Here is a 26,913-nt window from a genome sequence, read left to right as displayed (position 1 = left end):
GAACGGGAACACACATGGGCTGGTTCGATCCGGTCGCCCTGCAGATCGGCCCCATCGCGATCCGCTGGTATGCGCTCGCCTACATCGCCGGCTTCATTCTCGGCTGGCGCTACGCGCTGTGGCTGACCCGCCGCACCGCATTGCCGCCGGACCGAACGGCGTTGGACGACTTCCTGACCTGGGCGGTGGTCGGCACCATCCTGGGCGGCCGGCTCGGCTATGTCCTGTTCTACAATCTCGACGAATACCTGGCCGACCCGCTGTCGATCCTGGAGATCTGGCATGGCGGCATGTCCTTCCATGGCGGCTTCCTCGGGGTCGCCGCCGCGATCATCCTGTTCGCCCGCAGCCGAGGCTTCTCGCCCCTGCTGCTGGGCGACGTGGTCGCCGCCGCCGCGCCGATCGGGCTGCTCTTCGGCCGCATCGCCAATTTCGTGAACGGCGAGCTGTGGGGCCGCGTGGTCACCCAGCCCTGGGTCACCTGGGGGTTCGTCTTCCCGAATGGCGGGCCGGCGCCGCGACACCCCAGCCAGCTGTACGAGGCCGGGCTGGAAGGGCTGGTGCTGTTCCTGATCCTGCTGCCGCTCGCCGCCAGCGCCCGCATCCGGGCCAGGCCGGGCATCATTCTGGGCGCCTTCATCGCCTGGTACGGCCTGTCGCGCTTCCTGGTCGAGTTCGTGCGCGAGCCGGATGCCCAGCTGGGCTATCTGATGGGCACCGACTGGTTCACGCGGGGCCAGCAGCTGTCGATCCCGATGATCCTGATCGGCCTCGCCGTGGTGCTGTGGGCCGCGCGCCGGCCGGCGGTCGAGGCCCCGGCCCCGGCCGCCTCGTCACCGGCCGCGTGACCGCGCTGCTCGACCTGCTGCGCCGCCACATCGCCGTCGATGGCCCGCTGACGGTGGCGCAGTACATGGCCGAGGCGCTCGGCCATCCCCGGCACGGCTATTACGTCAAGCAGGACCCGCTGGGCGCGGCCGGCGACTTCACCACCGCGCCGGAGATCAGCCAGGTCTTCGGCGAGCTGGTCGGGCTGTGGTGCGCCGATCTGTGGCAGCGGATGGGCGCGCCAGACCCGGTGCTGCTGGTCGAGCTCGGCCCCGGACGCGGCACGCTGATGCAGGACGCGCTGCGCGCCGTCGGCCGCGCCGCGCCCGGCTTCCGCGCCGCGCTGCGGCTGCATCTGGTCGAGACCAGCCCGGCCCTGCGTGCGGCGCAGGCGATGCGGCTGGCCGATGCCAACCCGGTCTGGCTGGACCGGTTGGCCGATCTGGCCGAAGGGCCGGCGCTGGTGGTCGCCAACGAGTTCTTCGACGCCCTGCCGATCCGGCAATGGCAGCGCGGCGCCAAAGGCTGGCACGAGCGCCTCGTCGGCTGGGACGAGGAGGCCGGCCGGCTGCGCTGGGAGCTGTCGGCCCGCGCCGATCCGGGGCTGGCGCTGATCCCGGAGGCGGTACGGGACGCGCCGGAGGGATCGATCGCCGAAGCCTGCCCGGCCGGGCTGTCACACGCCGCCCTCCTCGGGCGACGCCTGGCGCAGCAGGGCGGCGCCGCGCTGATCGTCGATTATGGCCCGGCCCGCAGCGCGCCCGGCGACAGCTTCCAGGCGGTGCGGCGCCATGCCTTCGCCGACCCGCTGGAGGCGCCGGGCGACGCCGACCTGACCGCCCATGTAGACTTCCAGTCCCTGGCCCAGGCGGCGACCCAAGCCGGAGCCACTGCCCACGGCCCGGTGACGCAAGGCGCGTTCCTGGAGACGCTTGGGCTGCGCCCCCGCGCGGCGCAATTGCAGAAGGCCTCCCCGGCCCGCGCCGCCGAGATCGACGCCGCGGTCGCCCGGCTGGCCGGTCCGCAGCAGATGGGCACGCTGTTCAAGGCCCTGGCCCTGACCGCGCCGGGTCTCGGTACGCCGGCAGGATTTCCCTGACTCGGCCGGCGATGCTATTCCGTTGCCGTCCGAATCGGCCGGAGCCTGCACCGTGATCACCGTCGACGCCCTCGCCCTGCCCGGCATCGGCCACGGCTTCTTCCCGCGCACCGGCGGCGTCAGCGAGGGCATCTTCGCCTCGCGCAACTGCGGCTTCGGCTCCGGCGACCGGCGCGAGGCGGTGGCCGAGAATCGCGACCGCTGCCGGCGCGAGCTCGGCCCGGCCGAGACGCTCCTGACCGTCTATCAGGTGCACAGCCCCAACGTCGTGACCGTCACCGAGCGCTGGACGCCGGAGACGTCGCCCCAGGCCGATGCCATGGTCACCGACCGCCCCGGCCTGGCGCTCGGCATCCTGACCGCCGACTGCGCCCCGATCCTGTTCGCCGATGCCGAGGCCGGGGTGATCGGCGCCGCCCATGCCGGCTGGAAGGGCGCGCTCGGCGGCGTCACCGACGCCACCGTCGCGGCGATGCGGGCCCTGGGCGCGGTGCCGGAGCGGATCGCGGCGACCGTCGGCCCCTGCATCGGCCCGGACAGCTACGAGGTCGGCCCCGAATTCCGCGATCGGTTCCTGACCGAGGATCCGGACAGCGCCGGCTTCTTCCATACCCCCGGCGCGCGGCCGCATTTCGACCTGCCGGGCTATGTCGCCCAGCGCCTGCGCCGCGCCGGCCTCCGCGACCTCACGGTCACCGGGCTGGACACGTTGGCGCGCGAGGACCAGTTCTTCAGCTACCGCCGCACCACCTTGCGCAAGGAGCCGGATTACGGCCGGCAGATCTCGGCGATCCTGCTGACGGGCTGACAGCCATGCCGCACCTGATCACCCTGTTCCTGTTCATCATCGTGGCGCTGCTCGGCGGCTGCGTGCTGATGCTGATGTGACAATTCGGGGTCAGGGTTGCGTGAAGTCCGTTTACACCCCGGTGCGCGCGGGATATACGCAGCCGCATCCGGCCCCGGCCACCGCCCGAGACCACCGAGCCGCCCCGCATGAAAATCATCGCCTGCAACAGCAATCGCCCGCTCTGCGAGGCGATCGCCGCCTATTTGCAAATCCCGTTGACCAAGGCTCAGATCCGGCGCTTCGCCGATATGGAGGTCTTCGTCGAGATCCTCGAGAACGTCCGCGGGGAGGACGTGTTCGTGATCCAGCCGACCAGCTTCCCGGCCAATGACAACCTGATGGAGATGCTGGTCACCATCGACGCGCTGCGCCGCGGCTCGGCCCGTCGGATCACCGCGGTGATGCCCTATTACGGCTATGCCCGGCAGGACCGCAAGACCGGCGGGCGCACGCCGATCTCGGCCAAGCTGGTGGCCAACCTGATCACCCGCGCCGGCGCCGACCGGGTGCTGACCCTCGACCTGCATGCCGACCAGATCCAGGGCTTCTTCGACATCCCGTTGGACAACCTGGTGGCCGCGCCGGTGTTCGTGAAGGACATCCGCAGCCGCTTCCCCGGCGACAATCTGGCCATCGTCTCGCCCGATGTCGGCGGCGTGGTCCGCGCCCGCTTGGTGGCGCAGCGCCTGGGCGCCGACCTCGCCATCATCGACAAGCGGCGCGAGCGCGCCGGGATGTCGGAGGTGATGAACGTGATCGGCGACATCGACGGCCGCCGCTGCATCCTGATCGACGACATCGCCGACAGCGCCGGCACGCTGTGCAACGCCGCCGTCGCGCTGATCGAGCGCGGCGCGGCCGAGGTCTTCGCCTATATCAGCCACGGCGTGCTCTCGGGCGGCGCTGTCGCCCGCGTCGGCGCCTCGCCGATCAAGGAGATGGTGACGACCGACAGCATCCTCGCCACCGAGGCGGTGCGGCTGAGCCACAATGTCCGCCAGCTGACCATCGCGCCCCTGCTGGCCGAGGCGATCCTTCGCATCGCCGAAGAGAAGTCGGTCTCCAGCCTGTTCCAGTGAGGCCTCTCTCGGGCCGATGCCCTGCTATGCTGCCCTCACGGGCGATAGGCATCGGGACACCATGAGCACGACACCGGAGCTTCCTCCCTTCTTCGATCCGGCCCGGGCCGGAGACTGGTCGTACCGGTCCGATCCCGATACTTTGCGCGCCACGGCCGAGACATGGCGCGGCAAGGTCGAGACGGTCGGCGACCGGCGCACCGACCTGCTGCTGATCGACCTACAGCGCGACTTCTGCCTGCCGCAGGGTGCGCTCTATGTCGGCGGCCGGTCCGGGCGCGGCGCAGTCGAGGACACGGCGCGGATCGCCGCCTTCATCCACCGCAACCTCGGCGCCCTCGACCGGATCGTCCCGACCTTCGACACCCACACGCCGCTGCAGATCTTCCACCGCTCGTTCTGGATCGACGCCGACGGCCGCCCGTCCGAGCCCTTCACCGTGATCACCGAGGAGATGCTGGCCGACGGCACGCTGCGGCCGAGCCAGGGCGTCCTTGCGCTGCTGCCGGCCGACGTCGCGGCAGAGGGTTGGGTCGAGCGGCAGTTGCTGCACTATGTCCGCAGCCTGGCGCGGCAGGGCCGCAACGCGCTGATCATCTGGCCCGACCACTGTCTGATCGGGTCGGAGGGCCACGCCATGCCGGGGCTGGTCCAGGAGGCCTGGCTGTTCCACGCCATGCTGCGCGGCGCGCCGACGCCGGTCATCATCAAGGGCGACGATCCCTGGAGCGAGAGCTATTCCGCCTTCGCGCCCGAGGTGCCGGACCGCTGGGACGGCGGCCGGCTGGTGCGGCCACAGGACGATTCGGCGCTGCTGGAGCTGCTGCTCGCCGACCGGATCGTGGTCGCCGGCCAAGCCGCCAGCCATTGCGTGCGCTGGTCGGTCGACGACCTGCTCGATCGGATGCGGGCGCTCGACCCGGCCCTGCCGCGCCGGGTCTTCGTGCTGCGCGACTGCATGTCGGCGGTGGTCGGGCTCGACGCCGAGGGCCGGCCGATCCCGGCGCTCGACTTCACCGCGCAGGCCGAGGAGACCTTCGCCCGCTGGGCGGAACTCGGCGTCCACATCGTCGAGTCCGGCCAGCCGATGGCGGAGTGGCCGCGATAGGTTCAGGCCAGCGCCAGTCCGCCCGTCACCGCCCTGAGCCCGAGCTTGGCCAGCAGCCGGGCGTCACGATCCGGGCCGGGATTGGCCGTGGTCAGCAGCACCTCGCCGAGGAAGATCGAGTTGGCACCGGCGACGATGCACAGCGCCTGCAGCTCGTCGCTCATGGTCTGCCGGCCGGCCGAGAGCCGCAGCACACTGCGCGGCAGCAGGATCCGCGCCACCGCGACGAGCCGGACGAAGCCGATCGGGTCGGGCGTCTCCGCCGTTGCCATCACCGGGGTCCCGGCCACCTCGTTCCAAAGGTTCAGCGGCACGCTTTCCGGATGCGGGTCCATCCCGGCCAGGAGCAGCAGCAGGCCCAGCCGGTCGTCTACCGCCTCGCCCATGCCGACGATGCCACCACAGCAGACCTTGATGCCGGCGGCGCGGACATGGCCCAACGTCTCCAGCCGGTCCCGCAGCGTCCGGGTGGTGATGATCCGGCCGTAGAATTCGGGGGAGGTGTCGACGTTATGGCTGTAGTAGTCGAGCCCCGCCGCCTTCAGCCGGTCCGCTTGCGGCCGGGTCAGCATGCCGAGGGTGACGCAGGTCGACATGCCGAGCGCCTTGACCCCCGCCACCATGTCGCAGACCCGGTCGAGGTCGCGGTCCTTCGGGCTGCGCCAGGCCGCGCCCATGCAGAAGCGCCCCGCCCCGGCGGCCTTGGCCTGGGCCGCCCGGTCCACCACTGCCCCGGCCTCCATCAGCCGCCTGGCCTTGACCCCGGTGTCGTAGCGGGCGCTCTGCGAGCAGTAGCCGCAATCCTCCGGGCAGCCGCCGGTCTTGATGCTGAGCAGGCTGGCGGTCTCGACCTCCACCGGATCGAAGCTTTGGCGATGGACCAACTGGGAACGGTGCAGCAGCTCCGGAAACGGCAGGCCGTACAGCGCCTCGGCCTCGGCCCGCGTCCAGTCGAACCTGATCGCGGGCCTGGGACCGGCGTCAGTCGCCGTCACGCGGCCCGCCGAAGACGGCGCAGGGCGACGGCCACGGAAGCGGCCAGCAGCACCTTCAGCGCGTCGCCGAGCAGGAAAGGCGCGACGCCGGCGGAGATCACGGCCGACCAGCCGGTGAACTGCGCCAGCCAGAGGCAGCCGAGGAGATAAATCGCGCCCAGCCCGGCCAGCATCGGCACGACGGTGGCGACCAGATCGCCGGGGCGGCGCCGGATCCACTCGCCGGCCAGGAAGGCGGCGACGACGAAGCCCAGCAGATAGCCGCCGGTCGGGCCGACCAGCGGTGCCAGCCCGCCGCTGCCGCCCGCCAGGACCGGCAGTCCGACCGCCGCTTCCGCCAGGAACGTTGCGACCATCGCCGCCGCCAGACGCCCGCCGGCCAGCCCGGCCAGGAGGAAGGTGGCGCAGACCTGCATGGTCATCGGCACCGGCCAGAACGGGATCTGGATCTGGCCACTGAGCGCCATCAGCAGGCTGCCGCCGATGATGGCGGCAGGGATGCGCCAGCCGGCCAGGACGGGCGCGGACAGCGGTGTCTCGAGGGGGGAATGCATGATCTGACTCCTCAAAATCATAGATAATCCTTTCGATTGATCTATGATCATTGCGACTCAGTCGAGTTTAGAGACGCAAAACCCCGTGTGCACCGATTTACTCAGTAGATAATCTATGATCCAGAAAGCGGGCGCTTCTCAACAAACCGTCGCCGACCGGATCGCCGAAATCCTGGCCGAGCGGATCGTGACCGGCGAACTGGCGCCGGATGCGCCGCTGCGTCAGGACCACATCGCCCATGAGTTCGGGTCGAGCCATGTGCCGGTCCGCGAGGCGTTCCAGCGCCTGCGGGCCCAGGGGCTGGCGGTCAGCGAGCCGCGGCGCGGCATGCGCGTGGCGCCGCTGGACGAGCGGTCGATGCGCGAGGTGGTGGAGATCCGGGCGGCGCTGGAGGTGCTGGCGCTGCGCCATGCCGCCCGCCGGCTGACGCCGCCGCAGATCGAGCGGATCGACGAGGCCGTCGCCGCCGGCGACCGGGCGCAGTCCTTCGCCGAGTGGGAAGCGGCGAACCGCAGCTTCCATCGCGAACTGGTGGCGGCCTGCCGCATGCCGCGCCTGCTGGCGATGCTGGCGGAGCTGCAACTGGCCAATTCCCGCTTCACCTTCGCGGCGACTCGGTCGGCCGGGTGGCAGCCGCGCTCGAACCAGGACCACCGGCAGATCCTGGACGCGCTGCGGCGCGGCGCCGTCGATCAGGCCGCCGCGCTGCTGGGCCGGCATATCCAGACGCTGGAACGGGTCGGCGGCGGCGCTGCCGACACGCCGGCCCGCTGAGGATCAGGCCCGGCGGCGCCGGCGGCCTTCGCGCTCGCCGCCGCCCTCGGCCGGGCGGCCGGATTGCGCCTTGATCGGGCCCAGCAGCCGCTCGACCGTCTCGACATCCGGCACCGGGCCGCGGGCGGTGCCGTTCACCGCCGCGACCATGGCGCGGATATGCTCCGGCGTCGTGCCGCAGCAGCCGCCGATGATGCGGGCGCCGGCATCGCGCGCCAGAATGGCGTAGTCGGCCATGATCTGAGGCGTGCCGTCATAGACGATGGCCCCCTCGCGGTACTGCGGGATGCCGCAATTGCCCTTGGCGACGATGATGTCGCCGGTCTCCGACGCACGCACGAGGCCCAGGATGCTGTCCAGCAGCTGGGCCGGGCCGATGCCGCAATTGGCGCCGAAGGCGCTGGGCCGGCAGGCGCAGTTGCGGCCATGAGTGATCGCCGCCTCCGGCGTCAGCCCCATCATGGTGCGGCCATTGGTGTCGAAGGTCATGGTCGAGACGATCGGCAGGCCGGTGCGCGACGCGCCCTCGATCGCGGCCTGGATCTCCTCCGCCGCCGAGATGGTCTCGATCCACAGCACGTCGACGCCGCCCTCGGCCAGCGCCTCGGCCTGCTCGGCGAAGGCGGCGACGCCCTCCTCGTAGCTCAGCGCGCCGACCGGCTGGAAGATGTCGCCGGTCGGGCCCATCGAGCCGGCGACGATCACCGGGCGGTCGAACTCCTCGGCCACCACGCGGGCGATGCGGGCGCCGGCGATGTTCAGCTCACGCACCCGGCCCTGGGCGCTGTGCAGCGCCAGCCGCCGCGCATTGCCGCCGAAGGTGTTGGTCAGGATGATGTCCGAGCCGGCCTCGGCGAAGCCGCGATGCACCACCTGCACCCGCTCCGGCCGATCGAGGTTCCATAGCTCCGGGCTGTCCCCGGTCTCCAGCCCCTGGGCGAACAACCCGGTGCCCATGCCGCCGTCGGCGAACAGGACCGGCTTGGCGGCGAGAAGATCGTGGAAACGGGTGCTGGACATGGCCGGACCTTCCTGAAACCGCGGCGGGCGCAAGGCGACGGTACCGCCGGGCTGATGCGAACTCCATCTAAATATAAGGACATCGTTATGAATTTATATCCCGCCTGCGACGCAGGCTCGCCCGGCCCCGCCGCGCTGCGAGTCGTTCGTCGTTGCCTTTGCCCAAGGCCCGGCGGAGAAGCGGAAGGCGAGCGAAGCGGAGACCGTGATGAAGGACTTTTCCGAGCTGACCGAGCGCGAGCTGCTGGCCCTGGCGATCGCGCTGGAGGAGGAGGATGCGCGGATCTACGGCGATTTCGCCGAAGGCCTGGCCGCCGACTTCCCCGCCTCGGCCGCCGTGTTCCGCGGCATGTCGCGGGAGGAGGACGGGCATTGCCACCGACTGCTCGAGCTCTACCGGGAGCGCTTCGGCGACCATATCCCGCTGATCAACCGCCATGTGGTCCGCGGCTTCATCCGCCGCCGGCCGGTCTGGCTGTCCCGGCCGCTGCCGCTGGACACCGTCCGCAAGCAGGCCGAGGCGATGGAAACTGAAACCCGGCGCTTCTACGAGCGCGCCGCCGGCCGCGCGACCGACATTGCCGTGCGCCAATTGCTGGGCGACCTGGCGGCGGAGGAACGGCGGCACGAGCATGTCGCAGGGCAGTTGGAGGAGAAGCACGTCCCGGCCAAGGTGCAGGCGCGCGAGGGCGAGGATGAGCGCCGGCTGTTCGTGCTGCAGATCGTGCAGCCGGGCCTGGCCGGTCTGATGGACGGGTCGGTCTCCACCCTCGCCCCGCTGTTCGCCGCGGCCTTCGCCACCCATGACAGCCTCGACACCTTCCTGGTCGGCCTCGCCGCCTCGATCGGCGCCGGCATCAGCATGGGCTTCGCCGAGGCGCTGTCGGATGACGGCAGCCTGACCGGCCGCGGCCGGCCCTGGCTGCGCGGCCTGGTCTGTGGCGGCATGACCGCGCTGGGCGGCCTGGGCCACACCCTGCCCTATCTGATCCCGGATTTCCGCATCGCCACCGGCATCGCCGTCGGCGTGGTGGCGGTGGAGCTGGCGGTGATCTCCTGGATCCGCCACCGCTTCATGGACACGCCGCTGTTGTCCTCCGCCTTCCAGGTCGTGGTCGGCGGCGTGCTGGTGTTCCTGACCGGTATCCTGATCGGCAGCGCCTGACGCGCCCAGCGTCAGGGCGGCGGCGCCGACATGGCCGCGACCACCAGGCGGCGCGCCTCGGCCGGGGTGAAGGGCTTTTCCAGCACCGGCAGGCCGGTTTCCCTCAGGAAGCCGTCGAGGCTGCCGGTCATGGTGTCGCCGGTGACGAAGATGATCCGGCCGGCAAAGCGCGGCCGGCGGTCGCGCAGCGCCCGGAACAGGTTGGGACCGTCGAGCTCCGGCATGCGCAGGTCGCTGATCACCAGGTCGTACTCCATGGCAGCCACGCGGCGCAGAGCCTCGGCACCATTGGCGGCGATGTCGATGCGGGCGGCCAGCGGCGCCAGGATCTCGGTCAGGGCGTCGGCGATCTCCGGCTCGTCGTCGACGACCAGGATGCGCCAGGCCGCCGCGGCCGACGGCTCGGGAACCGGCGACGCGGCTGCGTCGGCCGGGGACGCGGCGCGCGGCAGCATCAGCACGAAGCAGGCACCGCCGCCCGGCGCATCCTCCAGCGCGATGCTGCCGCCATGCGCCTCGACGATGCCGCGGCTGAGCGACAGGCCGACACCGGTACCGGCACCGACCGGCTTGGTGGTGAAGAAGGGATCGAAGATGCGCGAACGGATCTCCGGCGGCACGCCCGGGCCGCTGTCGGCAACGGTCAGCCGCAACCCGTCCGCCGCCTCGGTCGCCGCGATGCGCAGCCGGCGCGGGCCCGGCCGGTCCTGCAACGCCTGCTGGGCATTGACCACCAGGTTCATCATCACCTGACCGAGCTGGTCGGCATCACCCCAGACCGGCGGCAAGTCACACGGCACAGCCACCTCGACCTCGATGCCGTTGCTCCGCAGCCCATAGGCGGTGATGGCGATGGCGCCCTGGACCACGTCGACCAGCCGCAGCGCCCGTCGGGACGGCGATTTCTGCCGGGCGATCGCCAGGAAAGACCGGACGATGCCGGCGCAGCGCTCCGCCGCCGCGCCGATCCGCTCGGCCCGGCCGAGCATCGCCGGATCGGTGGCGGTCTCCAGCATCAGCCCGGCCTGGGTGGCCACCACGGCAAGCGGATTGTTCAGCTCATGCGCGACGCCGGCCAGGAGCGAGCCCAGCGCCGCCATCTTCTCGCTCTGGTACAGCGTCTCGCGCTGACGGGCCACCTCCTCTTCCGCCTGCCGGCGCCGGGTGATGTCGCGCACCGTCGCCGCCAGCGCGGGCGCGCCGTCGAGCATGAAGGCGACCAGCATGACCTCGGCCGGAAAGGTGGTGCCGTCCTTGCGCCGGTGGACCCATTCCAGCAGCACGTGTCCTTCGGCCAGGGCGCGCTGCATCCATTGCTCGGCGGCGACACGGGATGGGCGTCCGTCCGGCTGGAACTCCGGCGACAGATCGGCCGGGTGTTGCCGGAGGTACTCCGACTTGTCGCCGAAGCCGAACATCTGAAGCACCGCATCGTTGCCGTCGATGAAGCCGTTGCGGTCGAGAAAGGTGATCGCGTCGCCCGAGCGGATGAAGGCCCCCGCCAGGAGATCGTCACTGCGCGCCATCTGATGCTCCATGGATTCCATCCTCGGCGGCGCCAGCATGATGCGCGGCGCCGCCTTCTGGAAGATGCGACGGCTACAGCATGAAATCGCCGGCGACGAGCGCAGCACCGCCGGACATGGTGATGTGAAAGTCCGAGACCTTGTCGCCGTTGATGTCGCCGGCGATGGTGGTGACGTCGCCGGCGACGGCGTAGCGTAGCTGTCCCGCGGCGCCGGTGTAGAGGCCGGTGCCGATGAAGCTGAAGCCCTGGTTGCCGGCCACGCCGGCATTGGCGTCGATCGCCGTCAGGTCGATCCTGTCCGCCTGGGCGTGGCTGAAATCGGTGATCCGATCGGCATTGGCCCCGACGACGCTGTCGCCGATAGTGCCATAGACGAAGCGGTCAGCGCCGGCGCCACCGGTCAGCGTGTCCTTGCCACCGGCCCCGTTGAGCACGTCGTTGCCGTTCCACCCCTGCAGCAGGTTGGCGCCGCTGTTGCCGACAAGGCTGTCGATGCCCTGGCTGCCGGAGAGGTTCTCGATGCCGATCAGCGTGTCGCCCTGCGCCTCGCCCCCGCTGCCAGTCCCGGTCAGAAGGCTGACGGCAACGCCAGCGGAGTCGGTGTAGTAGCTCGCAGTGTCGATGTCGGCACCGCCGTCGAGCTTGTCGGCGCCGGCGCCGCCGCGAAGCACGTCGCTGCCGTTCCAGCCTTGCAGCGTGTTTACGCCGGCGTCACCGATGAGAGTGTCGTTGCCCTGGCTGCCGGAGAGGTTCTCGATGCCGAACAGCATGTCGGCTTGGGCCTCGCCGCCGCTGCCGGCGCCGGTGGTCAGGTTCACCACGACCCCAGTGGTGCCGGTGTAATAGCTGGCCGTGTCGATGCCGGTGCCGGCGTTGAGGTAATCGGCCCCGGCACCGCCCCGCAGGACGTCGGTGTCTTCCCCGCCATAGAGGTAGTCGTTGCCGGCTGCGCCCTCCAGCGTGTCGGCCCCGCCACCGCCCTGCAGCATGTTGTCGCCATCATCACCGCGCAGCTGATCGGCCCAACTGCTGCCGAGCAGGTTCTCGATCTCGATCAGCTTATCGCCGGCGGCATCCCCGCCGGCACAAGCACCGGTCGTCAGGTTGACGTCCACCGCCGCGCCGGAATCGCGATAGTCAGCATAGTCAGAATAGTCGTAATCGCCGCCGCCGATAATCGTGTCAGCCCCATCACCGCCGGCCAGGATGTCGTTTCCGTTCCCGCCGTCGAGCGTGTCGCTCCCCGTGCCTCCGTGGAGGGTGTCCTGGCCGGCACCACCTGCGATCACATCGTTGTCGGCGTCGCCGTTGAGCCTGTCGTTCCCCGTGCCTCCGTGGAGGGTGTCCTGGCCGGCACCACCTGCGATCACATCGTTGTCGGCGTCGCCGTTGAGATCGTCGTTGCCATCGCCGCCGGACAAGGCATCATCGCCATTGCCGCCAAATGCCGTGTCGTTGCCGATGCCGGCCAGAAGCTTGTCGTTGCCGCCAAATAGAACATACTCGTCGTCGGTGGTAGACAGATGATAATCGAGGTCGTCGTCGCCGGTCGCGACATCGCTGTTGTTGGTTCCGTAAATCTTCGTCACGATTGATCTCCGCATGTCTTCGGACGGCAGAGCGTCCATTGCAATGCGGAGACCTTAGCTGCCTTCGATTGCCGGAGGATGTCGCGACAGGCGGCTCATGGTTAAGAGCGTGTCGCGAGTGTTTCGTTGATGTTTCCGGGCGGGTGCCGGGTCGTCGCCGTCGAAGGAGGCCTGCGTGCTGGGTGTTTCTCGGACCGGCGCGCGTCATTTAGATTGTATGCAGTCTGTGCCGCGGCCTCGGGAGTCGGGATGTCGGATCGCCCTCATATCCTCGTCGTCGATGACGATCGCGACCTGCGCGAGAGCATCGGGGAATACCTGTCGCTGCACGGCTTCGATACCATCCTGGCCGAAGACGGCGCGGCGATGCGCCGGCGGGTGGCGGAGCGGCGGCCGGACCTGGTGGTGCTGGACCTTACCATGCCGGGCGAGGACGGCCTGACCCTCGCCCGCTGGCTGCGGGCGCAGGGCTCCACCGGCATCATCATGCTGACCGCGATGGCCGAGCCGACCGACCGGATCGTCGGGCTGGAGATCGGCGCCGACGACTATATCGGCAAGCCCTTCGTGCCGCGCGAGTTGGTGGCGCGGATCCGGACCGTGCTGCGCCGGCTGGCCCCGGTCGCCGCCGCCCCTGCCTCGGCACCGCAGCCTCCGGTGCATGAGGTCCGCTTCGGCCGCTGCGTTCTTGACCGGCTTTCCGGCAAGCTGCGCGGCGATGACGGGGTTGAGGAACAACTGACCGGCATGGAGCTGGACCTCCTGAACGCCTTCGCCGAGCATCCGAACAGGATCCTCAGCCGCGACCGGCTGCTGTCGCTGGCCCATAACCGCGACTGGGATCCGCTGGACCGCAGCATCGACGTCCGGATCACCCGGATCCGCAAGAAGATCGAGCCGGATCCGGCCCGGCCGCGGGTGATCAAGACGGTGCGCGGCGCCGGCTACATCTTCGAGCCGGGCGGGATCCCTTCGGCCTGAGCGGCCGCGGGTGCCGATCAGTCGCTCGGCACCCCGCCCTCCTCCTTCCGCTTCGCGACGAAGGCGTCGAGCTCCTCGGCGATGGCGGGGTCGATTGGCGGCGGCTCATATTCGGCGAGGATGCGCTTGTACAGCTGGTGCGCCCGCTGGGTGGCGTCCGGCGCCCCGACCTCCTGCCAGCTCTCGAAGTTGCGCCAGTCGGACAGCAGCGGCGCGTAGAAGGCGGTCTCGTAGCGCGCCAGGGTGTGCTGGCAGCCGAAGAAATGGCCGCCCGGACCGACCTCGCGGATGGCATCGAGGCCGAGCGTGTCGTCGTCGACCACGATCGGCTTCAGGAATTCCCTCATCGTCTGCACCAGCTCGGCATCGATGATCATCTTCTCGAAGCTGGCGCGCAGCCCGCCTTCGAGCCAGCCGAGGCTGTGCATCACCATGTTGGCGTGCCCCTGCACCGCGGCCCACAGCGACACCATGCTCTCATAGGTCGCCTGGGCGTCGACCGCGTTCGAGGCGTTGGTGTTGGAGGAGCGGTAGGGCAGGCCGTAGCGCCGCGCCAGCTGGCCGCCGGCCAGCGCCGCCTTGGCGTATTCCGGCGTGCCGAAGGCCGGCGCCCCCGACTTCATGTCGACATTGGAGGTGAAGCCGCCATACATCACCGGCGCGCCGGGCTTGATCAGCTGGATCAGGGCGATGGTCGCCAGCGCCTCCGCGTTCTGCTGCGCCAGGGCGCCGGCCAGCGTCGCCGGGGCCATGGCGCCGGCCAGGGTGAAGGGCGTGACCGTCACGATCTGCCCCGCCGTCGCCATCTCGATCAGGCCCTCGATCATCGGCCCGTCCAGGCGCAGCGGCGAGGAGGTGTTGACCACGGTGAACAAGCTGGGCTCGCGCTGCAGCTGCTCGCGGCTGACGCCGCGGGCGATGCGGGCGATCTCGATGCCGTCGCGCATCCGCACCCGGCCCAGCGCATAGGCGTGGAACGGCTTGTCCGACAGGGTGACGAAGGCGCGCAGCGCGTCGAGATGCCGGGTCGAGGGATGCAGGTCCACCGGCTCGACCGGATAGCCGCCGAAGATATGCATCGCGTTCAGCGCCTGGCCGAGGCGCAGCAGGTTGCAATAGTCGCGGTAGTTGCCGACCCGGCGCCCGCCCTCGATGTCGGAGACGTTCGGGGCCGAGCCGACCGAGGCGAAGACGATCGAGCGGCCGCCGATCCGGACGTCCCGCTCCGGGTTGCGGGCATGGAAGGTATAGGCGGACGGTGCCTTCGCCACCGCGTCCAGCACCAGGTTCCGATCGAATCGGACGCGGCGGCTGCCCGGCGAGGTCTCGGCCCCGGCACGGCGCAGGATCTCGATCGCCTCGTCGTGCAGGAAATCCATCCCGATCTCTTCCAGGATGGTCAGCGAGGCATCGTGGATGCGTTCGATCTGGTCGGCGCGCAGCACCTCGACCGGCGGCATCGGGTTCTCGACCAGCTGCCAGGGCAGCTGGGCAAGGCCGCCCGCACGGTCGCGTCGGCGGGGCGTGGTGCGGCTGCGGCTCATCCTGACCTCGTCTCGATCTCGGGCGAATCCCGACGTTCAACCCTGGCACGGGCGCCGTGGATTCACGCCGCCCGGATTCGCCATGCAGCAGCCTCGTCGCGACACGTCTCATGCTTCTCACGACATGTGACATCGGGCACGACGGCGGCCATAATCCTGCTGTAATATGCGAGCAGATCGCAACTGCATCGCATTTCCGTGGAGGATTGAATGCCCCGTCTGCTGGAGCCCGGTGATCCCGCTCCGCTCTTCGTGGTCCCGACGCCGCAGCGGCCGGATTTCCGCTTCGATACGGTGGCAGGGCGCTACGTCGTTCTCAGCTTCTTCGGCTCGGCCGGCGACGCGCAGTCGGCGCGGCTGCTGTCGGCGATCGCGGCCGAGGTCGGACCGTTCAACGACGGCCACGCCGCCTTCTTCGGCGTCAGCCAGGACAAGGACGACGCCCAGCCGGGACGGCTGCCCACCCGCGTCCCCGGGCTGCGCCACTTCTATGATTTCGACCGCAAGATCGCTGCCTCCTACGGCGTCGATCAACGGAAATTCAGCTACGTGCTGTCGCCCGGCCTGCGCGTGCTCGCCCGCTTCCCGATCGAGGACGGCGTCGAGCATGCCAAGCTGCTGACGGATTTCGTCAGCCGGCTGCCGCCGCTGACCCGGCTGGGCACGGCCACGCCGGGCGCGCCGGTGCTGGTGGTGCCGTATCTGTTCGAGCCGGAGTTCTGCCGCGCCCTGATCGATTACTACAACAAGGTCGGCGGTGAGGAGAGCGGCTTCATGCAGTCGCTGCCGGACGGCCGCACCGCCGCCGCGGTCGACCATGCGCATAAGAAGCGCAAGGACGCGACGATCGAGGACGATACGCTGCGCCTGGCCATGAAGGCCCGGATCGAGCGGCGCCTGGTGCCGGAGATCAAGAAGGCGTTCCAGTTCAACGCCACCCGGATCGAGCGCTACATCGTCGCCTGCTACGATTCCGGCGAGGGCGGCTATTTCCGTGCCCATCGCGACAACACCACCAAGGGCACTGCGCACCGCCGCTTCGCCGTCACCATCAACCTGAACGCCGACGAGTTCGAGGGCGGCGAGCTGCGCTTCCCCGAATACGACCGCCACAGCTACAAGGCGCCGACCGGCGGGGCGGTGGTGTTCTCGTGCTCTCTGCTGCACGAGGCGCTGCCGGTGACCAAGGGCACGCGCTACTGCACCCTGCCCTTCCTGTATGACGAGGAGGGCGCCAAGATCCGCGAGCAGAACCTGTCCTATTTCGCGGATGACGACCTGCGCAGCCAGCTGGAGCGCAACCTGCTGGGCAAGGAGGCGAAGGCGGCCAGTTGATCCAGGAGCGCGCCGCGGCAGCAGCGTTCGCGGCGCCCTTCGTTGATGGTCGGCACGGCCACGGTCGGTCTGGTTCGCTATAGCTCGCTGATTGGAGGGGGCCGCCGTTCAGGGTATCGGCGCCTCGCCGCCGTGGAATGCGTCGTTCGGCGCCGCCATCGAATGTCTCGGCCAAGCCGCTGACGTGGCGGTGCCGGCAAGCCAGAGCCGCCGCCGCCGCATGGCTCCGCTCTGGCCCTGCTGGCCCCGGCCCCGCTAGCCTCGCCGCATCGTTCCGCCACGACCCGCCCGGAGACGGCCATGCAGCGCCTCGAGACCATGATGACCGACGACCTCCGCGCCTTCCGGCGGCAGGCGGGAGACCGGCATGCCGCCTTCCGCGCCCGCGGGCTGAAACTGGACAGCAGCCGGGGCAAGCCATCGGCGGAGCAGCTCGACCTGTCGAATGCGCTGCTGTCCCTGCCCGGGCCGGACGGATACAAGGCGGCCGACGGCAGCGACTGCCGCAACTATCTCGGCGACGTCCGCGGCCTGCCCGAGGCGCGAGCCTTGTTCGCACCGATGCTGGGCGCGCCGGCGGAGCAGGTGCTGGTCGGCAATAACTCCAGCCTGACGCTGATGCACGACATCATCGCCTTTGCCCTGCTGCACGGCGTGCCGGACGGCGCCAAGCCCTGGGCCGCGCAGGGGCCGATCACGTTCCTGTGCCCGGTGCCCGGCTATGACCGGCATTTCGGCATCTGCGAGGGCTTCGGCATCCGCATGATCCCGGTGCCGCTGACCGGGCACGGGCCGGACATGGATGTGGTCGAGCGGCTGGTGGCGCAGGACGCGTCGGTCAAGGGACTATGGGCCGTGCCGAAATACAGCAACCCGACGGCTGAGACCTATTCGACCGAGACGGTGGAGCGGCTGGCGGCGATGCCCACCGCGGCCCCGGACTTCCGCCTGTTCTGGGACGACGCCTATGCGGTGCACCATCTGACCGACCGGCCGCATGTGCTGGCAAACATCCTGGAGGCCTGCGCCCGGCACGACCACGCCAACCGGCCCTTCATCTTCGGCTCGACCTCGAAGATCACCCTCGCCGGCGCCGGCCTGGCGCTGTTCGCGAGCTCGGCTGCCAACATGGATTGGGCCCGCAAGCATTTGTCGCGGCAGTCGATCGGCCCGGACAAGCTGAACCAGCTGCGTCACGTCCGGCTGCTGCGGGACGAGGCCGGCATCGCCGCGCTGATGGAGCGGCATCGGCAGATCATCGTGCCGAAGTTCCAGCGCGTGCAGGCGGTGTTCGCCGAACACCTCGGCGGCAGCGGCGTCGCCCGCTGGACCGAGCCCGAGGGCGGCTACTTCGTCAGCCTGGACGTTCGGCGCGGCTCCGCCCGCCGGACCGTCGCCTTGGCGCAGGAGGCCGGGGTGGCGATGGTGCCGGCGGGCGCGACCTTCCCGTATGGCCGCGATCCGGACGACCGCAACATCCGCATCGCCCCGACCTTCCCGGCGCTGCCGGAAGTGGGGCTGGCCGCCGAAGGCGTGGCGCTGTCGGTGCTGGTGGCGACCAGCGAGGCCATCCTGGCCGAGCGCGAGGCCGGCGGCGGCCACTGACGAAGGTGAGCGACCGCCGGGATCAGGGACAGCGGATGGCCGCGAGCCCGCCGCGCCCTTCCTCCGACACCGGCTCGAATTCGCCGGTGTCCGGGTCGCGCACCAGCAGCCGGCCGGAGGCGACGCCGAAATAGGCGCCGTGCAGCTGCAGCTTGCCGCGCCCGACCAGGATCGAGACGCAAGGGAAAGTCATCAGGTTCTTCAGGCTCAGCTCGACCGAGGCGAATTCGAGCCGGCGCAGATAGGCATCGCCGTCTTCCGGCTTGCGCGGACCGAGGCTTTCCGCCGCGGGGGCGATCTGCGACATCCAGCGGCCGATGAAGTCACCGGGCGACAGCGGCTCCTGCTCGTCGGCGAAGGCGCGGATGCCGCCGCAATGGGCGTGGCCCAGCACCACGATATGCTTCACCCTCAGCGCCTGGACCCCGAATTCGAGCGCGGCGCTGGTGCCGTGCTGGGTCTCCCGGTCGGGCTCGTAGGGCGGCACCAGGTTGGCGACGTTGCGCACCACCAGCAGCTCGCCCGGCGCCGCGTCGAAGATGACCTCGGGCGACACCCGCGAATCGACGCAGCCGATGACCATGATCTCGGGCTTCTGCCCGGCCTCGGCCAGCATCTCGTAGCGGTTGCGCTCGGCGGCGAACCGGCCGCTGAGAAAGGCGCGATATCCGTCGGTAAGCCGTTCGGGAAACATGGCCGTTCTCACATCCACCTCACCGCGACAAGGAATGCGGCAGAAGCGTGGCAATAGCAAACGGCGCCGTCCGCGCCAATACGGACCGCGCCGGCGGATCGCGGTTGGATCGGCGCCGGCTCTGCTCTAAGCAGGGCAGAGACCATGGCGTGAGAGCGAGAGTGCGGGCCGAATGCTGACGCTGGAGCGGATCTGCCGGAGCTTCGGGACCGTCCGGGCGCTGGACGAGGTGTCGCTGTCGATCGCGCATGGCGAGATCGTCTGCCTGGTCGGCCGGTCCGGCTGCGGCAAGTCCTCGCTGCTGCGCATCGTCGCCGGGGTCGATGCCCCCAACAGCGGCCGGATCCTGCTGGACGGCGCGGAGATCGCGGGACCGAACGGCTTCGTCGAGCCGGAGGACCGCAACATCGGCTTCATGTTCCAGGACTACGCGCTGTTCCCGCATCTGTCGGTCGAGGAAAACGTCGCCTTCGGCCTGAAGCGGCTGCCGCGCGAGGCGTCGCGCGCCCGGGCGGCGGAGGTGATCGGCCGCATCGGTATCGCGGCGCTGGCCGGCCGCTATCCGCACACGCTGTCGGGCGGCGAGCAGCAGCGCGTGGCCCTGGCGCGGGCGCTGGCCCCGAAGCCGGTCATCCTGCTGATGGACGAGCCCTTCTCCAACCTCGACCGCGGCCTGCGCGAGCAGGTGCGGGAGGAGACCATCGCGACGCTGCGGACCCTCGGCACGACGGCGATCATGGTCACGCATGATCCCGAGGAGGCGCTGTCGGCCGGCGACCGGGTGGTGCTGATGCAGAAGGGCCGCATCGTCCAGGCCGGCTCCGGCTACGAGATCTACGACCATCCCAACTCGCTCTACGCCGCCGAGTTCCTGTGCTCGCTCAACCGGATCGCCGGCATCGTCGGCGACGGCCGGGTGGAGACACTGCTCGGCACCTTTCCGGCCCCGCCCGGCCTGCCGGAGGGCAGCGCCGCCGTGGCCTGCATCCGGCCGCAAGCTTTGTCCCTGGCGCGGCCAGGCGAAGGCATGCCGGGGCACATCGTGAGCTGTTCGTTCCTGGGCGAGATCGAGCAGATTTCGATCCGGCTAGAGGGCGTCCCCGACCTGCTGCGCCTGCGCACCACCGGCCGGATCGTAGCGAAGCCGGGCGAGCCGGTCGCGGTGGCCGTCGATCCCGCGGGCGTCCTGGTGTTCGCCGCGGAGTGAGGCCGAATGCCGCGACGTAACCAGGCGGCTTGACGGCGCGAATTCAGCTATGATGAAGCAAATGCGTCTCGATTGCAGCGAACGAGCCGCATCGGACAACAGAAGGGGGTTTCGCATCATGAAGGACGTTTCCGCATTCCGGCTGGCGCTCGTGACGGGCATCGCCGTGGTCGGCTTCGCCGGCAGCGCCGCGGCCGACATCAACATCTACACGACGCGGGAGCCGGGGCTGATCCAGCCGCTGCTCGACGCCTACACCGCCAAGAGCGGCGTCAAGGTGAACACCGTGTTCCTGAAGGACGGTCTCGCCGAGCGGGTCGCGGCCGAGGGGCAGAGCTCGCCCGCCGATCTGCTGATGGCGGTCGATGCCGGGAACCTGGCCGATCTGGTGGACAAGGGCGTCACCCAGGCGATCCAGTCCGACGTCCTGATCGCCGCGGTTCCGGCGCCGCTGCGCGATCCGAACAACCATTGGGTCTCCCTGTCTATGCGCGCCCGCGTGCTCTACGCCGACAAGGACCTCGACCTGACGACTTTCAACTACGAGGATCTGGCCGATCCGAAGTGGAAGGGCAAGGTCTGCATCCGCTCCGGCCAGCACCCGTACAACACCGCGCTGTTCGCCGATTACATCGCGCATCACGGCGCCGAGAAGACGGAAGCCTGGCTGACAGGGGTCAAGGCCAACCTGGCCCGCAAGGCCGGCGGCGGCGATCGTGACGTGGCCAAGGACATCCTCGGCGGCATCTGCGACATCGGCATCGCCAATTCCTACTATGTCGGGCTGATGCGCTCCGGCAAGGGCGGCGAGGAGCAGGTCGCCTGGGGCAATGCGATCAAGGTGCTGCTGCCGACCTTCAAGGATGGCGGCACCCAGGTGAATGTCAGCGGAGCGGCCTTGGCCAAGCACTCGCCGAACAAGGCCGAGGCGGTGAAGCTGCTCGAGTACCTGGTATCCGACGACGCCCAGAAGATCTATGCCGAGGCCAATTTCGAGTATCCGGTGAAGGCCGGCGCTCAGGCCGACCCGATCATCGCCTCCTTCGGCGAGCTGAAGGTCGATTCCGTGCCGCTGACCGAGATCGTCAAGCACCGCAAGCAGGCCAGCGAGCTGGCCGAGAAGGTCGGCTTCGACGGCTGACGGACGGTCCGGGCGCGGCGAAATCCGCGCCCGGCGGTTTCCGACGATGACCCAAGCCGTCCTGCAGCAGGCCCCTGCCCTGACCACCGCCCGGCGCCAGCCCGGGCGGCGCTGGCTGTCGGCCGCCGCCGTCATCAGCGGGCTGGTGGCCCTGCCGGTCCTCGCTTTGGCCGGGGAGGCGCTGCAGGGGTCGACCGGGCTGTGGCCGCACCTATTCGCCTATGTGCTGCCGCCGGCGCTGGGCCAGACGGCTATGCTGCTGCTCGGCATCGGCGTGCTCGTCACCGTGATCGGCACCTCGACGGCCTGGCTGGTCACGGCCTACGACTTCCCGGGCCGCCGGCAGCTGGAATGGGCGCTGCTGCTGCCGCTGGCGGTGCCGACCTACATCATCGCCTACGCCTATCTCGACATCCTGCACCCGCTCGGCGTGGTGCAGGGCGCGATCCGGGCACTGCTGGGTTATTCCAGCCCGCGCGAGTTCCGGCTGCCCGACATCCGGTCGATGGCCGGGTGCATCGTGCTGCTGGGCTTCGTGCTGTACCCCTATGTCTACATCACCACCCGGGCGATGTTCCTGACCCAGGCGGCCAATCTGGTCGAGGTGTCGCGCACGCTCGGGACCCGGCGGGGCCAGGTGTTCCGGCGGGTGGCGCTGCCGCTGGCCCGGCCGGCCATCGCGGTTGGCGTCAGCCTGGCGCTGATGGAGGCGCTGAACGACATCGGCGCATCCGAGTTCCTCGGGGTCCGGTCGCTGACCATCTCGGTCTACACCACCTGGGTGACGCGCTCGGACCTGCCCGGCGCGGCGCAGATTGCGCTGGCCATGCTGGTTCTGGTGGTCGCGCTGGTCGCGATCGAACGCTGGGCCCGCCGTCGGCAGCGCTACTGGACGGCGGCGCAGCGCACGCGCAGCTTCACGCCGCACCGGTTCGCCCCACTCCCCGGGCTCGCGGCGCTGGCGCTCGGCCTGGTTCCGGTCCCTGATCGGCTTCGCCGCTCCGGCGCTCTATCTCGCGGTCGAGGCGTGGAAGCGGTTCCGCTTCAACGGGGTGTCCGACCGGCTGCTGTCCGAGGCGGTCAACACGGTGGTCCTGTCGGTGATCGCGACCATCGCCGTGCTGCTGTTCGGCGTGATCGTCGCCTATACGGCTCGGTCAAGGCCGGGACGGGTCGCAGCGGCGCTGCAGCGCCTCTCGACCATCGGCTATGCCATGCCGGGCACGGTGATCGCGATCGGCATCCTGGTCCCGGTGGCCGCCCTCGACCAGGTGATCGACCGGGCGGCGAGCGCCTGGCTCGGCGTCTCCACCGGGCTGCTGCTGATCGGGTCCGGGGCGGCTCTGGTCTACGCCTATGTCGCCCGGTTCCTGGCGATCTCCACCGGCGCGGTCGAGGCTGGCTTCAGCCGGATTCCGAGATCCTTCGACCAGGCGGCGCGCAGCCTGGGCCAGACCGTGACCGGGACCTTCCGGCATGTGCACCTGCCGCTGTCGAAGGCCGCGCTGGCCGCCGCCGGGCTGCTGGTGTTCGTCGACTGCATGAAGGAGCTGCCGGCAACCCTGCTGCTGCGCCCGCTCAATGTCGAGACGCTGGCGACGCATCTCTACGGCGAGGCCGCACGCGGAACCTATGAGGAGGCGGCCATCGCCGCCCTCGCCATCGTCCTGGTCGGCATCCTGCCGGTGGTGCTGCTGGCCCGGATCGGCCGGCGCAGCGGGTAGGCGCAGGCCGGAAGCTCCGGCTTCAGCCGCGGCGGCGCCGACGTCCGCCCTCGCCGCCCTCGGCCGTCTTCGGCGCCGGCAGATCGACCACGGCGGCCAGGTTCGGGAAGGCTGCCGTCTTGTGCGGCAGCGCCATCGCCTCGACGAAGTGCTGCTGGAACATCGGCTCGACCGCGGTCTCGATCTTCTCGACCCGGCGCACGACTTCCTCGATCTCGGCGCGGGCCGCGCGGCTGACCAGGGCGATGCGGGCGCCGGTGCCCGCGGCGTTGCCGCCGGCCACCACCCTGGTCAGGTCGCAATCCGGGATCAGCCCCAGAACCATGGCGTATTTCACGTCGATATGGCTGCCGAAGGCGCCGGCCAGGGTGATGCGGTCGACATGATCGACGCCCAGCTTGTCCATCAAGAGGCGTACCCCGGCATAGAGCGCGGCCTTGGCCAGCTGGATGGCACGGACGTCGTTCTGGGTGACCCGCAGCTCGCGCTCGCCATCGCGGTGCAGGACGTAGCTGAAGGTGCGGCCGTCGGCGACGATGCGGTCGCTGCGCGCCGCCATGCCGCCGTCGATCACCCCGTCCTGGGTGATCACGCCGGCCAGGAACATCTCGGCCAGCACCTCAATGATGCCGGAGCCGCAGATGCCGGTGACGCCGGTGCGCCGGACCTTCTGGGCGAAACCCTCCTCGTCCGACCACAGTTCGCTGCCGATGATGCGGAAGCGCGGCTCCAGCGTGTCGCGGTCGATCCGCACCCGCTCGATCGCGCCCGGCGCGGCGCGCTGGCCCGACGAGATCTGCGCCCCTTCGAAGGCGGGACCGGTGGGGCTGGAGCAGGCGAGCAGGCGATGCTTGTTGCCGAGCACGATTTCGGCATTGGTGCCGACATCGACGATCAGCCGCAGGTCGTCCGATTTGTGCGGCTCCTCCGACAGGATCACCGCGGCGGTGTCGGCGCCGACATGGCCGGCGATGCAGGGCAGGACATAGACCCGGGCGTTTGGGTGGATCCTGAGGTCGATCTCGGTCGCCCAGATGTTGATCGCCTGGTCGGTGGCCAGCGCGAAGGGCGCGCCGCCCAGCTCGATCGGGTCGATGCCCAGCACCAGGTGATGCATGATCGGGTTGCCGACCAGCGTCACCTCCAGCACGTCCTCGACCTCCAGCCCGGCCTGGGCCGTGACGTGCCGGGCGAGATCGTTCAGCGCCTCCCGCACCGTCTCGGTCAGCGCCTTGTCACCGCCGGGGTTCATCATGATGTAGCTGACCCGGCTCATCAGATCCTCGCCGAAGCGGATCTGCGGGTTCATGGCGCCGCCGGAGGCGACGACCTCGCCGGTCTCGATGTCGCAGAGATGGCAGGCGATGGTGGTGGAGCCGATGTCGTAGGCCAGGCCATAGATCTTGTCGCGGAAGCCCGGCCACACGGCCAGCAGGCGCTTCACTCGCTGCTCGCGCACCGCCACGGTGCAGGTCCAGCCGGTCCCTGTCTCGCTTTGGGCACGGAGGGCTTTCTGGAGCCGCTGCATCACCCGCAGGTCGCAGTCCAGGCCGGTGATGCCCCATTGCTCGGCCAGCGCCTCCTCCAGCCGGCGCAGATCGCCGGAGGGGTCGTGCATGTCGGGCTCGCGCACCTCGACATAGTAGAGCTTGACCGGCGGGTCGACCTCGATAACCCGGTGCTCGGCGTCCTTGCGGACCACCTGCTTGTGCACCTGGCTCTCTGGCGGTACGTCGACGACGAGGTCGCCCTGGATCAGGGTCTGGCAGGACAGCCGGCGGCCCGGCTTCAGCCCGCGCTTCTCGGCATAACGCAGCTCCGCTGCTCCGGTCCCGGAAGCATGGCCGGCGCGGGATTCGATGCCGTGCTTGGCGAACTGGCCGTTGCCGATCTCGACCTGGCAGCGACCGCAGATCGACCGGCCGCCGCAGACGCTGTCGACGTCGACGCCGAGCGACCGCGCCGCCTGCAGCAGCGGCGTGCCCAGCGCGAAGCGGCCGCGATGGCCCGACGGGGTGAAGACGACCAGCGCCGTCTGCGTCGCGTCCTGGCCCGGCTGCGCTGCGTCGATCATGTTCATCATCAACCCGTCGTCATCACGGCGCCCCGGCCGAGGCGCCGCCCCTCACGTCACTGCGCCCGCCGCCGGCGCCCTTCGCGGCCGCCGCGCGCGCCGGCCGCCTCGGCGCCCTCGGGCGCGGGCTCACGATACTGCCGGATCCAGCGGGCGCAATGCGGGTCATGCCCCATCATCGTGTCCGCGCCCAGCACCGCCTGCAGGCTCTCCGCATGCAGCGGGTTGGTGATCGCCGAGGTCATGCCGGCGCCGATCGCCATGGTCAGGAAGGCAGCGTTCAGCCCGTGCCGGTTCGGCATGCCGAAGCTGACATTGGAAGCTCCACAGGTGGTGTTGACCTTCAGCTCCTCGCGCAGCCGGCGGACCAGGGCGAACACCTGCCGCCCGGCGGTGTTGATGGCGCCGATCGGCATCACCAGCGGGTCGACCACGATGTCGGCGTAGGAGATGCCATGGTCGCGCGCCCGCTCGACGATCTTCTTGGCAACGGCGAAGCGCACGTCCGGGTCCTCGGAGATGCCGGTCTCGTCGTTCGAGATGGCGACAACCGCGGCGCCGTATTTCTTCACCAGCGGCAGCACCGTCTCCAGCCGCTCATCCTCGCCGGTGACCGAATTGACCAAGGCCTTGCCCTTGTAGACGGCCAGCCCGGCCTCCAGCGCAGCGACGATCGAGCTGTCGATCGACAGCGGCACATCGGTGATCGACTGCACCAGCTGGATGCATTCGGCCAGGATGCGCGGCTCGTCGGCCAGCGGGATGCCGGCATTGACGTCCAGCATCTGGGCCCCGGCCGCGACCTGGGCCAGCGCGTCGGACTGGACCCGGCTGTAGTCGCCGTTCTTCATCTCCTCGGCCAGGATCTTGCGGCCGGTCGGGTTGATCCGCTCGCCGATGATGACGAAGGGCCGCTCGAAGCCGATGGCGATCTCCTTGGTCGCCGAGCTGATCACCGTGTCCGTCATGCCCTGCCTTCGGATGCTGGAGTTCTGTGGGATCGAGGCTAGGAGGAACGCCCCGGCCGGGATCGTCTTGCAGCGGCATCGCCTGCCGCAAGCGCGTCAGGGATGCCGCTGCCGTACTTTGTCAAAGTTTGGAATCCGCCTATCATGGCGGGCGAGGAGATCTTGGCCATGCACATCTCACTGACACCCAAGTTAGAGGAACTGGTCCGGGAGAAGGTGGAGTCCGGCCTCTACAACAATGCCAGCGAGGTCGTGCGCGAAGCGCTCCGCCTGATGCAGGAGCATGACGAGATCCGTCGCCTGAAGCTGGAGCGCCTGCGCGACGAGCTGGCAAAGGGCGAGGCCGATATCGCCGCCGGCCGCGTCACGGTCCTGGACAGCGACGACGCGATCGAAGACTTCTTCGCCCGTCTGTGAAGCGGCTGATCGTCTCTACCGCGGCGAAGGCCGATTTGACGGCCATTGGCCACTACACCGCCGAGACCCTGGGTGTCGATCAGAGAGCCCGATATCTCGGCCAGATCCGTGCACGGTTCCTCCAGCTCCAGAGAAACCCAGACCTCGGTCGAGTGCGCGACGAGATCCGTCGCGGCTATCGAAGCATCTCCTGTGGACGACACGTCATCGTCTATCGAGAGACGGACGATATGATCGAGATCCTCCGAATCCTGCACGACCGTATGGATCTGCACCAACAGCTCGCAGATCCCAGCCCTGGTCCCTCCTGAGCCGCGCTCAGCCCGCGATGCCGCCAGCTTCGACCAGGGCCCGCAGCCGGGCGTCGTCATATTCCGCCTCGATCCGCGCCGCGGCCGCATCGGCCTCGGCCTGCAGGTCGTCGCCGCACTCGACCGGCTCGGACTTCTTCCATTCCTCGAGATAGCTGTCGGCATCGCGCGCCTTGCCGCGCATGGCGGCGCGGTCGATCGCATCCTGGAAGCGCTGCGACAGCAGCACCTTGGCCTGGTCGCGCCGGCCGGCCTTGGCGGTGACCTGGCTCGGGATGTCGCGCCAGGAGACGATGATGAGCTGCGGCATGGAGTCTCTCGA

The 26,913-nt window shown here is 69.7% G+C and carries 25 protein-coding genes and 1 pseudogene; 16 read left to right on the top strand and 10 right to left on the bottom strand.

Going from position 1 to position 26,913, the window contains the following annotated elements:
- Positions 1 to 14: 14 nt before the first annotated feature.
- The 5 genes from lgt (at position 15) to QFZ27_RS21375 (ending at position 4,964) form a co-directional block, all read left to right on the top strand.
- On the top strand, positions 15 to 848 hold the full coding sequence (gene lgt / locus QFZ27_RS21395; protein WP_429228459.1) for a prolipoprotein diacylglyceryl transferase: 834 nt from the start codon (positions 15 to 17) through the stop codon (positions 846 to 848).
- The gene (locus QFZ27_RS21390) at positions 845 to 1,927 is read left to right on the top strand and encodes a class I SAM-dependent methyltransferase (protein ID WP_429228458.1); all 1,083 of its coding nucleotides are present in this window, start codon (positions 845 to 847) and stop codon (positions 1,925 to 1,927) included. The genes lgt and QFZ27_RS21390 overlap by 4 nt, the downstream gene beginning before the upstream one ends.
- Before the next feature lie 52 nt (positions 1,928 to 1,979).
- Positions 1,980 to 2,735 (top strand): peptidoglycan editing factor PgeF, encoded by a 756-nt coding sequence (gene pgeF, locus QFZ27_RS21385; protein WP_429228457.1) that lies wholly within the window; start codon positions 1,980 to 1,982, stop codon positions 2,733 to 2,735.
- 188 nt (positions 2,736 to 2,923) lie between these two features.
- The gene (locus tag QFZ27_RS21380; protein ID WP_429228456.1) at positions 2,924 to 3,856 is read left to right on the top strand and encodes a ribose-phosphate pyrophosphokinase; all 933 of its coding nucleotides are present in this window, start codon (positions 2,924 to 2,926) and stop codon (positions 3,854 to 3,856) included.
- A gap of 61 nt (positions 3,857 to 3,917) precedes the next feature.
- Positions 3,918 to 4,964: a cysteine hydrolase family protein gene (locus tag QFZ27_RS21375; RefSeq protein WP_429228455.1), complete on the top strand. Its 1,047-nt coding sequence runs from the start codon at positions 3,918 to 3,920 to the stop codon at positions 4,962 to 4,964.
- Positions 4,965 to 4,966: 2 nt separating this feature from the next.
- Here the strand turns inward: QFZ27_RS21375 and bioB are convergent, their stop codons facing one another.
- Positions 4,967 to 5,959: a biotin synthase BioB gene (gene bioB, locus QFZ27_RS21370; protein ID WP_429228454.1), complete on the bottom strand. Its 993-nt coding sequence runs from the start codon at positions 5,957 to 5,959 to the stop codon at positions 4,967 to 4,969.
- Entirely contained in the window at positions 5,956 to 6,513 is a 558-nt protein-coding gene (locus QFZ27_RS21365) for a biotin transporter BioY (RefSeq protein WP_429228453.1), read from the bottom strand. Before QFZ27_RS21365 ends, bioB begins: the two co-directional genes overlap by 4 nt.
- 115 nt (positions 6,514 to 6,628) lie before the next feature.
- On the opposite strand from QFZ27_RS21365, the gene QFZ27_RS21360 reads away from it, so the two are divergent.
- On the top strand, positions 6,629 to 7,288 hold the full coding sequence (locus QFZ27_RS21360; RefSeq protein WP_429228452.1) for a GntR family transcriptional regulator: 660 nt from the start codon (positions 6,629 to 6,631) through the stop codon (positions 7,286 to 7,288).
- 3 nt (positions 7,289 to 7,291) lie between these two features.
- Here the strand turns inward: QFZ27_RS21360 and bmt are convergent, their stop codons facing one another.
- Positions 7,292 to 8,308, bottom strand: a complete 1,017-nt coding sequence (gene bmt / locus QFZ27_RS21355) for a betaine--homocysteine S-methyltransferase (protein ID WP_429228451.1) — start codon at positions 8,306 to 8,308, stop codon at positions 7,292 to 7,294.
- Between the two features lie 208 nt (positions 8,309 to 8,516).
- Here bmt and mbfA point away from each other — a divergent pair, with 208 nt between their 5' ends.
- Positions 8,517 to 9,473 (top strand): iron exporter MbfA, encoded by a 957-nt coding sequence (gene mbfA / locus QFZ27_RS21350; RefSeq protein WP_429228450.1) that lies wholly within the window; start codon positions 8,517 to 8,519, stop codon positions 9,471 to 9,473.
- Between the two features lie 11 nt (positions 9,474 to 9,484).
- Here the strand turns inward: mbfA and QFZ27_RS21345 are convergent, their stop codons facing one another.
- Positions 9,485 to 10,999, bottom strand: coding sequence for a hybrid sensor histidine kinase/response regulator (locus tag QFZ27_RS21345; RefSeq protein ID WP_429228449.1), 1,515 nt, complete (start codon positions 10,997 to 10,999; stop codon positions 9,485 to 9,487).
- Positions 11,000 to 11,072: 73 nt separating this feature from the next.
- Positions 11,073 to 12,590: a calcium-binding protein gene (locus QFZ27_RS21340; protein WP_429228448.1), complete on the bottom strand. Its 1,518-nt coding sequence runs from the start codon at positions 12,588 to 12,590 to the stop codon at positions 11,073 to 11,075.
- 249 nt (positions 12,591 to 12,839) lie between these two features.
- On the opposite strand from QFZ27_RS21340, the gene QFZ27_RS21335 reads away from it, so the two are divergent.
- Positions 12,840 to 13,571: a response regulator gene (locus tag QFZ27_RS21335; RefSeq protein ID WP_429228447.1), complete on the top strand. Its 732-nt coding sequence runs from the start codon at positions 12,840 to 12,842 to the stop codon at positions 13,569 to 13,571.
- Between the two features lie 17 nt (positions 13,572 to 13,588).
- On the opposite strand, the gene QFZ27_RS21330 is transcribed toward QFZ27_RS21335, so the two are convergent.
- Positions 13,589 to 15,115, bottom strand: coding sequence for a trimethylamine methyltransferase family protein (locus tag QFZ27_RS21330; RefSeq protein WP_429228446.1), 1,527 nt, complete (start codon positions 15,113 to 15,115; stop codon positions 13,589 to 13,591).
- A 210-nt stretch (positions 15,116 to 15,325) separates the two neighbouring features.
- Here QFZ27_RS21330 and QFZ27_RS21325 point away from each other — a divergent pair, with 210 nt between their 5' ends.
- Both QFZ27_RS21325 and QFZ27_RS21320 read left to right on the top strand, forming a co-directional pair.
- A complete protein-coding gene (locus tag QFZ27_RS21325; RefSeq protein WP_429228445.1) occupies positions 15,326 to 16,450 on the top strand; it encodes a 2OG-Fe(II) oxygenase in 1,125 nt (374 codons plus the stop codon).
- 300 nt (positions 16,451 to 16,750) lie between these two features.
- Positions 16,751 to 18,055: an aspartate aminotransferase type Ic gene (locus QFZ27_RS21320; protein ID WP_429228444.1), complete on the top strand. Its 1,305-nt coding sequence runs from the start codon at positions 16,751 to 16,753 to the stop codon at positions 18,053 to 18,055.
- Between the two features lie 22 nt (positions 18,056 to 18,077).
- Here the strand turns inward: QFZ27_RS21320 and QFZ27_RS21315 are convergent, their stop codons facing one another.
- Positions 18,078 to 18,749 carry a carbonic anhydrase gene (locus QFZ27_RS21315; RefSeq protein ID WP_429228443.1) on the bottom strand — a complete coding sequence of 224 codons (672 nt, stop codon included), beginning with the start codon at positions 18,747 to 18,749 and terminating at the stop codon, positions 18,078 to 18,080.
- Positions 18,750 to 18,921: 172 nt separating this feature from the next.
- Here QFZ27_RS21315 and QFZ27_RS21310 point away from each other — a divergent pair, with 172 nt between their 5' ends.
- The 4 genes and pseudogenes from QFZ27_RS21310 to QFZ27_RS21295 all read left to right on the top strand — a co-directional run bounded on the left by QFZ27_RS21310 (position 18,922) and on the right by QFZ27_RS21295 (position 22,821).
- Complete coding sequence (locus QFZ27_RS21310) at positions 18,922 to 19,956, top strand: ABC transporter ATP-binding protein (protein ID WP_429228441.1); 1,035 nt, start codon at positions 18,922 to 18,924, stop codon at positions 19,954 to 19,956.
- A 118-nt stretch (positions 19,957 to 20,074) separates the two neighbouring features.
- Complete coding sequence (locus QFZ27_RS21305; protein ID WP_429228440.1) at positions 20,075 to 21,097, top strand: Fe(3+) ABC transporter substrate-binding protein; 1,023 nt, start codon at positions 20,075 to 20,077, stop codon at positions 21,095 to 21,097.
- Between the two features lie 46 nt (positions 21,098 to 21,143).
- Positions 21,144 to 21,923, top strand: a pseudogene (locus QFZ27_RS21300) (ABC transporter permease); the annotation flags it as partial.
- A gap of 226 nt (positions 21,924 to 22,149) precedes the next feature.
- Complete coding sequence (locus QFZ27_RS21295) at positions 22,150 to 22,821, top strand: ABC transporter permease (protein WP_429232480.1); 672 nt, start codon at positions 22,150 to 22,152, stop codon at positions 22,819 to 22,821.
- 22 nt (positions 22,822 to 22,843) lie between these two features.
- On the opposite strand, the gene QFZ27_RS21290 is transcribed toward QFZ27_RS21295, so the two are convergent.
- The gene (locus tag QFZ27_RS21290) at positions 22,844 to 24,895 is read right to left on the bottom strand and encodes an ASKHA domain-containing protein (RefSeq protein WP_429228439.1); all 2,052 of its coding nucleotides are present in this window, start codon (positions 24,893 to 24,895) and stop codon (positions 22,844 to 22,846) included.
- A gap of 56 nt (positions 24,896 to 24,951) precedes the next feature.
- Positions 24,952 to 25,863 carry a methyltetrahydrofolate cobalamin methyltransferase gene (locus QFZ27_RS21285; RefSeq protein WP_429228438.1) on the bottom strand — a complete coding sequence of 304 codons (912 nt, stop codon included), beginning with the start codon at positions 25,861 to 25,863 and terminating at the stop codon, positions 24,952 to 24,954.
- Between the two features lie 144 nt (positions 25,864 to 26,007).
- Here QFZ27_RS21285 and QFZ27_RS21280 point away from each other — a divergent pair, with 144 nt between their 5' ends.
- Together QFZ27_RS21280 and QFZ27_RS21275 are read left to right on the top strand one after the other, a co-directional pair.
- Positions 26,008 to 26,280, top strand: coding sequence for a type II toxin-antitoxin system ParD family antitoxin (locus tag QFZ27_RS21280; RefSeq protein ID WP_429228437.1), 273 nt, complete (start codon positions 26,008 to 26,010; stop codon positions 26,278 to 26,280).
- Positions 26,277 to 26,591 carry a type II toxin-antitoxin system RelE/ParE family toxin gene (locus tag QFZ27_RS21275; RefSeq protein ID WP_429228436.1) on the top strand — a complete coding sequence of 105 codons (315 nt, stop codon included), beginning with the start codon at positions 26,277 to 26,279 and terminating at the stop codon, positions 26,589 to 26,591. The genes QFZ27_RS21280 and QFZ27_RS21275 overlap by 4 nt, the downstream gene beginning before the upstream one ends.
- A gap of 7 nt (positions 26,592 to 26,598) precedes the next feature.
- On the opposite strand, the gene QFZ27_RS21270 is transcribed toward QFZ27_RS21275, so the two are convergent.
- Positions 26,599 to 26,901 carry a virulence factor gene (locus QFZ27_RS21270; protein WP_429228435.1) on the bottom strand — a complete coding sequence of 101 codons (303 nt, stop codon included), beginning with the start codon at positions 26,899 to 26,901 and terminating at the stop codon, positions 26,599 to 26,601.
- Positions 26,902 to 26,913: the final 12 nt, after the last annotated feature.

This window comes from Inquilinus ginsengisoli (genome assembly GCF_050434925.1).
In the GTDB taxonomy this organism is placed as follows: Bacteria; Pseudomonadota; Alphaproteobacteria; order DSM-16000; family Inquilinaceae; genus Inquilinus; species Inquilinus ginsengisoli_B.
Note: the sequence above shows the minus strand (reverse complement) of the source record. Positions and strands in the feature narration are given on the sequence as shown.

What these genes read in the sequence shown, in the direction of transcription:
- QFZ27_RS21310 (WP_429228441.1), top strand. Translation starts at nt 18,922, where the DNA reads ATGCTGACGCTGGAGCGGATCTGCCGGAGCTTCGGGACCGTCCGGGCG.
- QFZ27_RS21315 (WP_429228443.1), bottom strand. Translation starts at nt 18,749, where the DNA reads ATGTTTCCCGAACGGCTTACCGACGGATATCGCGCCTTTCTCAGCGGC.
- QFZ27_RS21380 (WP_429228456.1), top strand. Translation starts at nt 2,924, where the DNA reads ATGAAAATCATCGCCTGCAACAGCAATCGCCCGCTCTGCGAGGCGATC.
- QFZ27_RS21365 (WP_429228453.1), bottom strand. Translation starts at nt 6,513, where the DNA reads ATGCATTCCCCCCTCGAGACACCGCTGTCCGCGCCCGTCCTGGCCGGC.
- QFZ27_RS21325 (WP_429228445.1), top strand. Translation starts at nt 15,326, where the DNA reads ATGCCCCGTCTGCTGGAGCCCGGTGATCCCGCTCCGCTCTTCGTGGTC.
- QFZ27_RS21330 (WP_429228446.1), bottom strand. Translation starts at nt 15,115, where the DNA reads ATGAGCCGCAGCCGCACCACGCCCCGCCGACGCGACCGTGCGGGCGGC.
- QFZ27_RS21345 (WP_429228449.1), bottom strand. Translation starts at nt 10,999, where the DNA reads ATGGCGCGCAGTGACGATCTCCTGGCGGGGGCCTTCATCCGCTCGGGC.
- QFZ27_RS21285 (WP_429228438.1), bottom strand. Translation starts at nt 25,863, where the DNA reads ATGACGGACACGGTGATCAGCTCGGCGACCAAGGAGATCGCCATCGGC.
- QFZ27_RS21305 (WP_429228440.1), top strand. Translation starts at nt 20,075, where the DNA reads ATGAAGGACGTTTCCGCATTCCGGCTGGCGCTCGTGACGGGCATCGCC.
- QFZ27_RS21320 (WP_429228444.1), top strand. Translation starts at nt 16,751, where the DNA reads ATGCAGCGCCTCGAGACCATGATGACCGACGACCTCCGCGCCTTCCGG.
- QFZ27_RS21290 (WP_429228439.1), bottom strand. Translation starts at nt 24,895, where the DNA reads ATGATCGACGCAGCGCAGCCGGGCCAGGACGCGACGCAGACGGCGCTG.
- QFZ27_RS21335 (WP_429228447.1), top strand. Translation starts at nt 12,840, where the DNA reads ATGTCGGATCGCCCTCATATCCTCGTCGTCGATGACGATCGCGACCTG.
- QFZ27_RS21360 (WP_429228452.1), top strand. Translation starts at nt 6,629, where the DNA reads ATGATCCAGAAAGCGGGCGCTTCTCAACAAACCGTCGCCGACCGGATC.
- mbfA (WP_429228450.1), top strand. Translation starts at nt 8,517, where the DNA reads ATGAAGGACTTTTCCGAGCTGACCGAGCGCGAGCTGCTGGCCCTGGCG.
- QFZ27_RS21270 (WP_429228435.1), bottom strand. Translation starts at nt 26,901, where the DNA reads ATGCCGCAGCTCATCATCGTCTCCTGGCGCGACATCCCGAGCCAGGTC.
- bmt (WP_429228451.1), bottom strand. Translation starts at nt 8,308, where the DNA reads ATGTCCAGCACCCGTTTCCACGATCTTCTCGCCGCCAAGCCGGTCCTG.
- lgt (WP_429228459.1), top strand. Translation starts at nt 15, where the DNA reads ATGGGCTGGTTCGATCCGGTCGCCCTGCAGATCGGCCCCATCGCGATC.
- QFZ27_RS21375 (WP_429228455.1), top strand. Translation starts at nt 3,918, where the DNA reads ATGAGCACGACACCGGAGCTTCCTCCCTTCTTCGATCCGGCCCGGGCC.
- QFZ27_RS21280 (WP_429228437.1), top strand. Translation starts at nt 26,008, where the DNA reads ATGGCGGGCGAGGAGATCTTGGCCATGCACATCTCACTGACACCCAAG.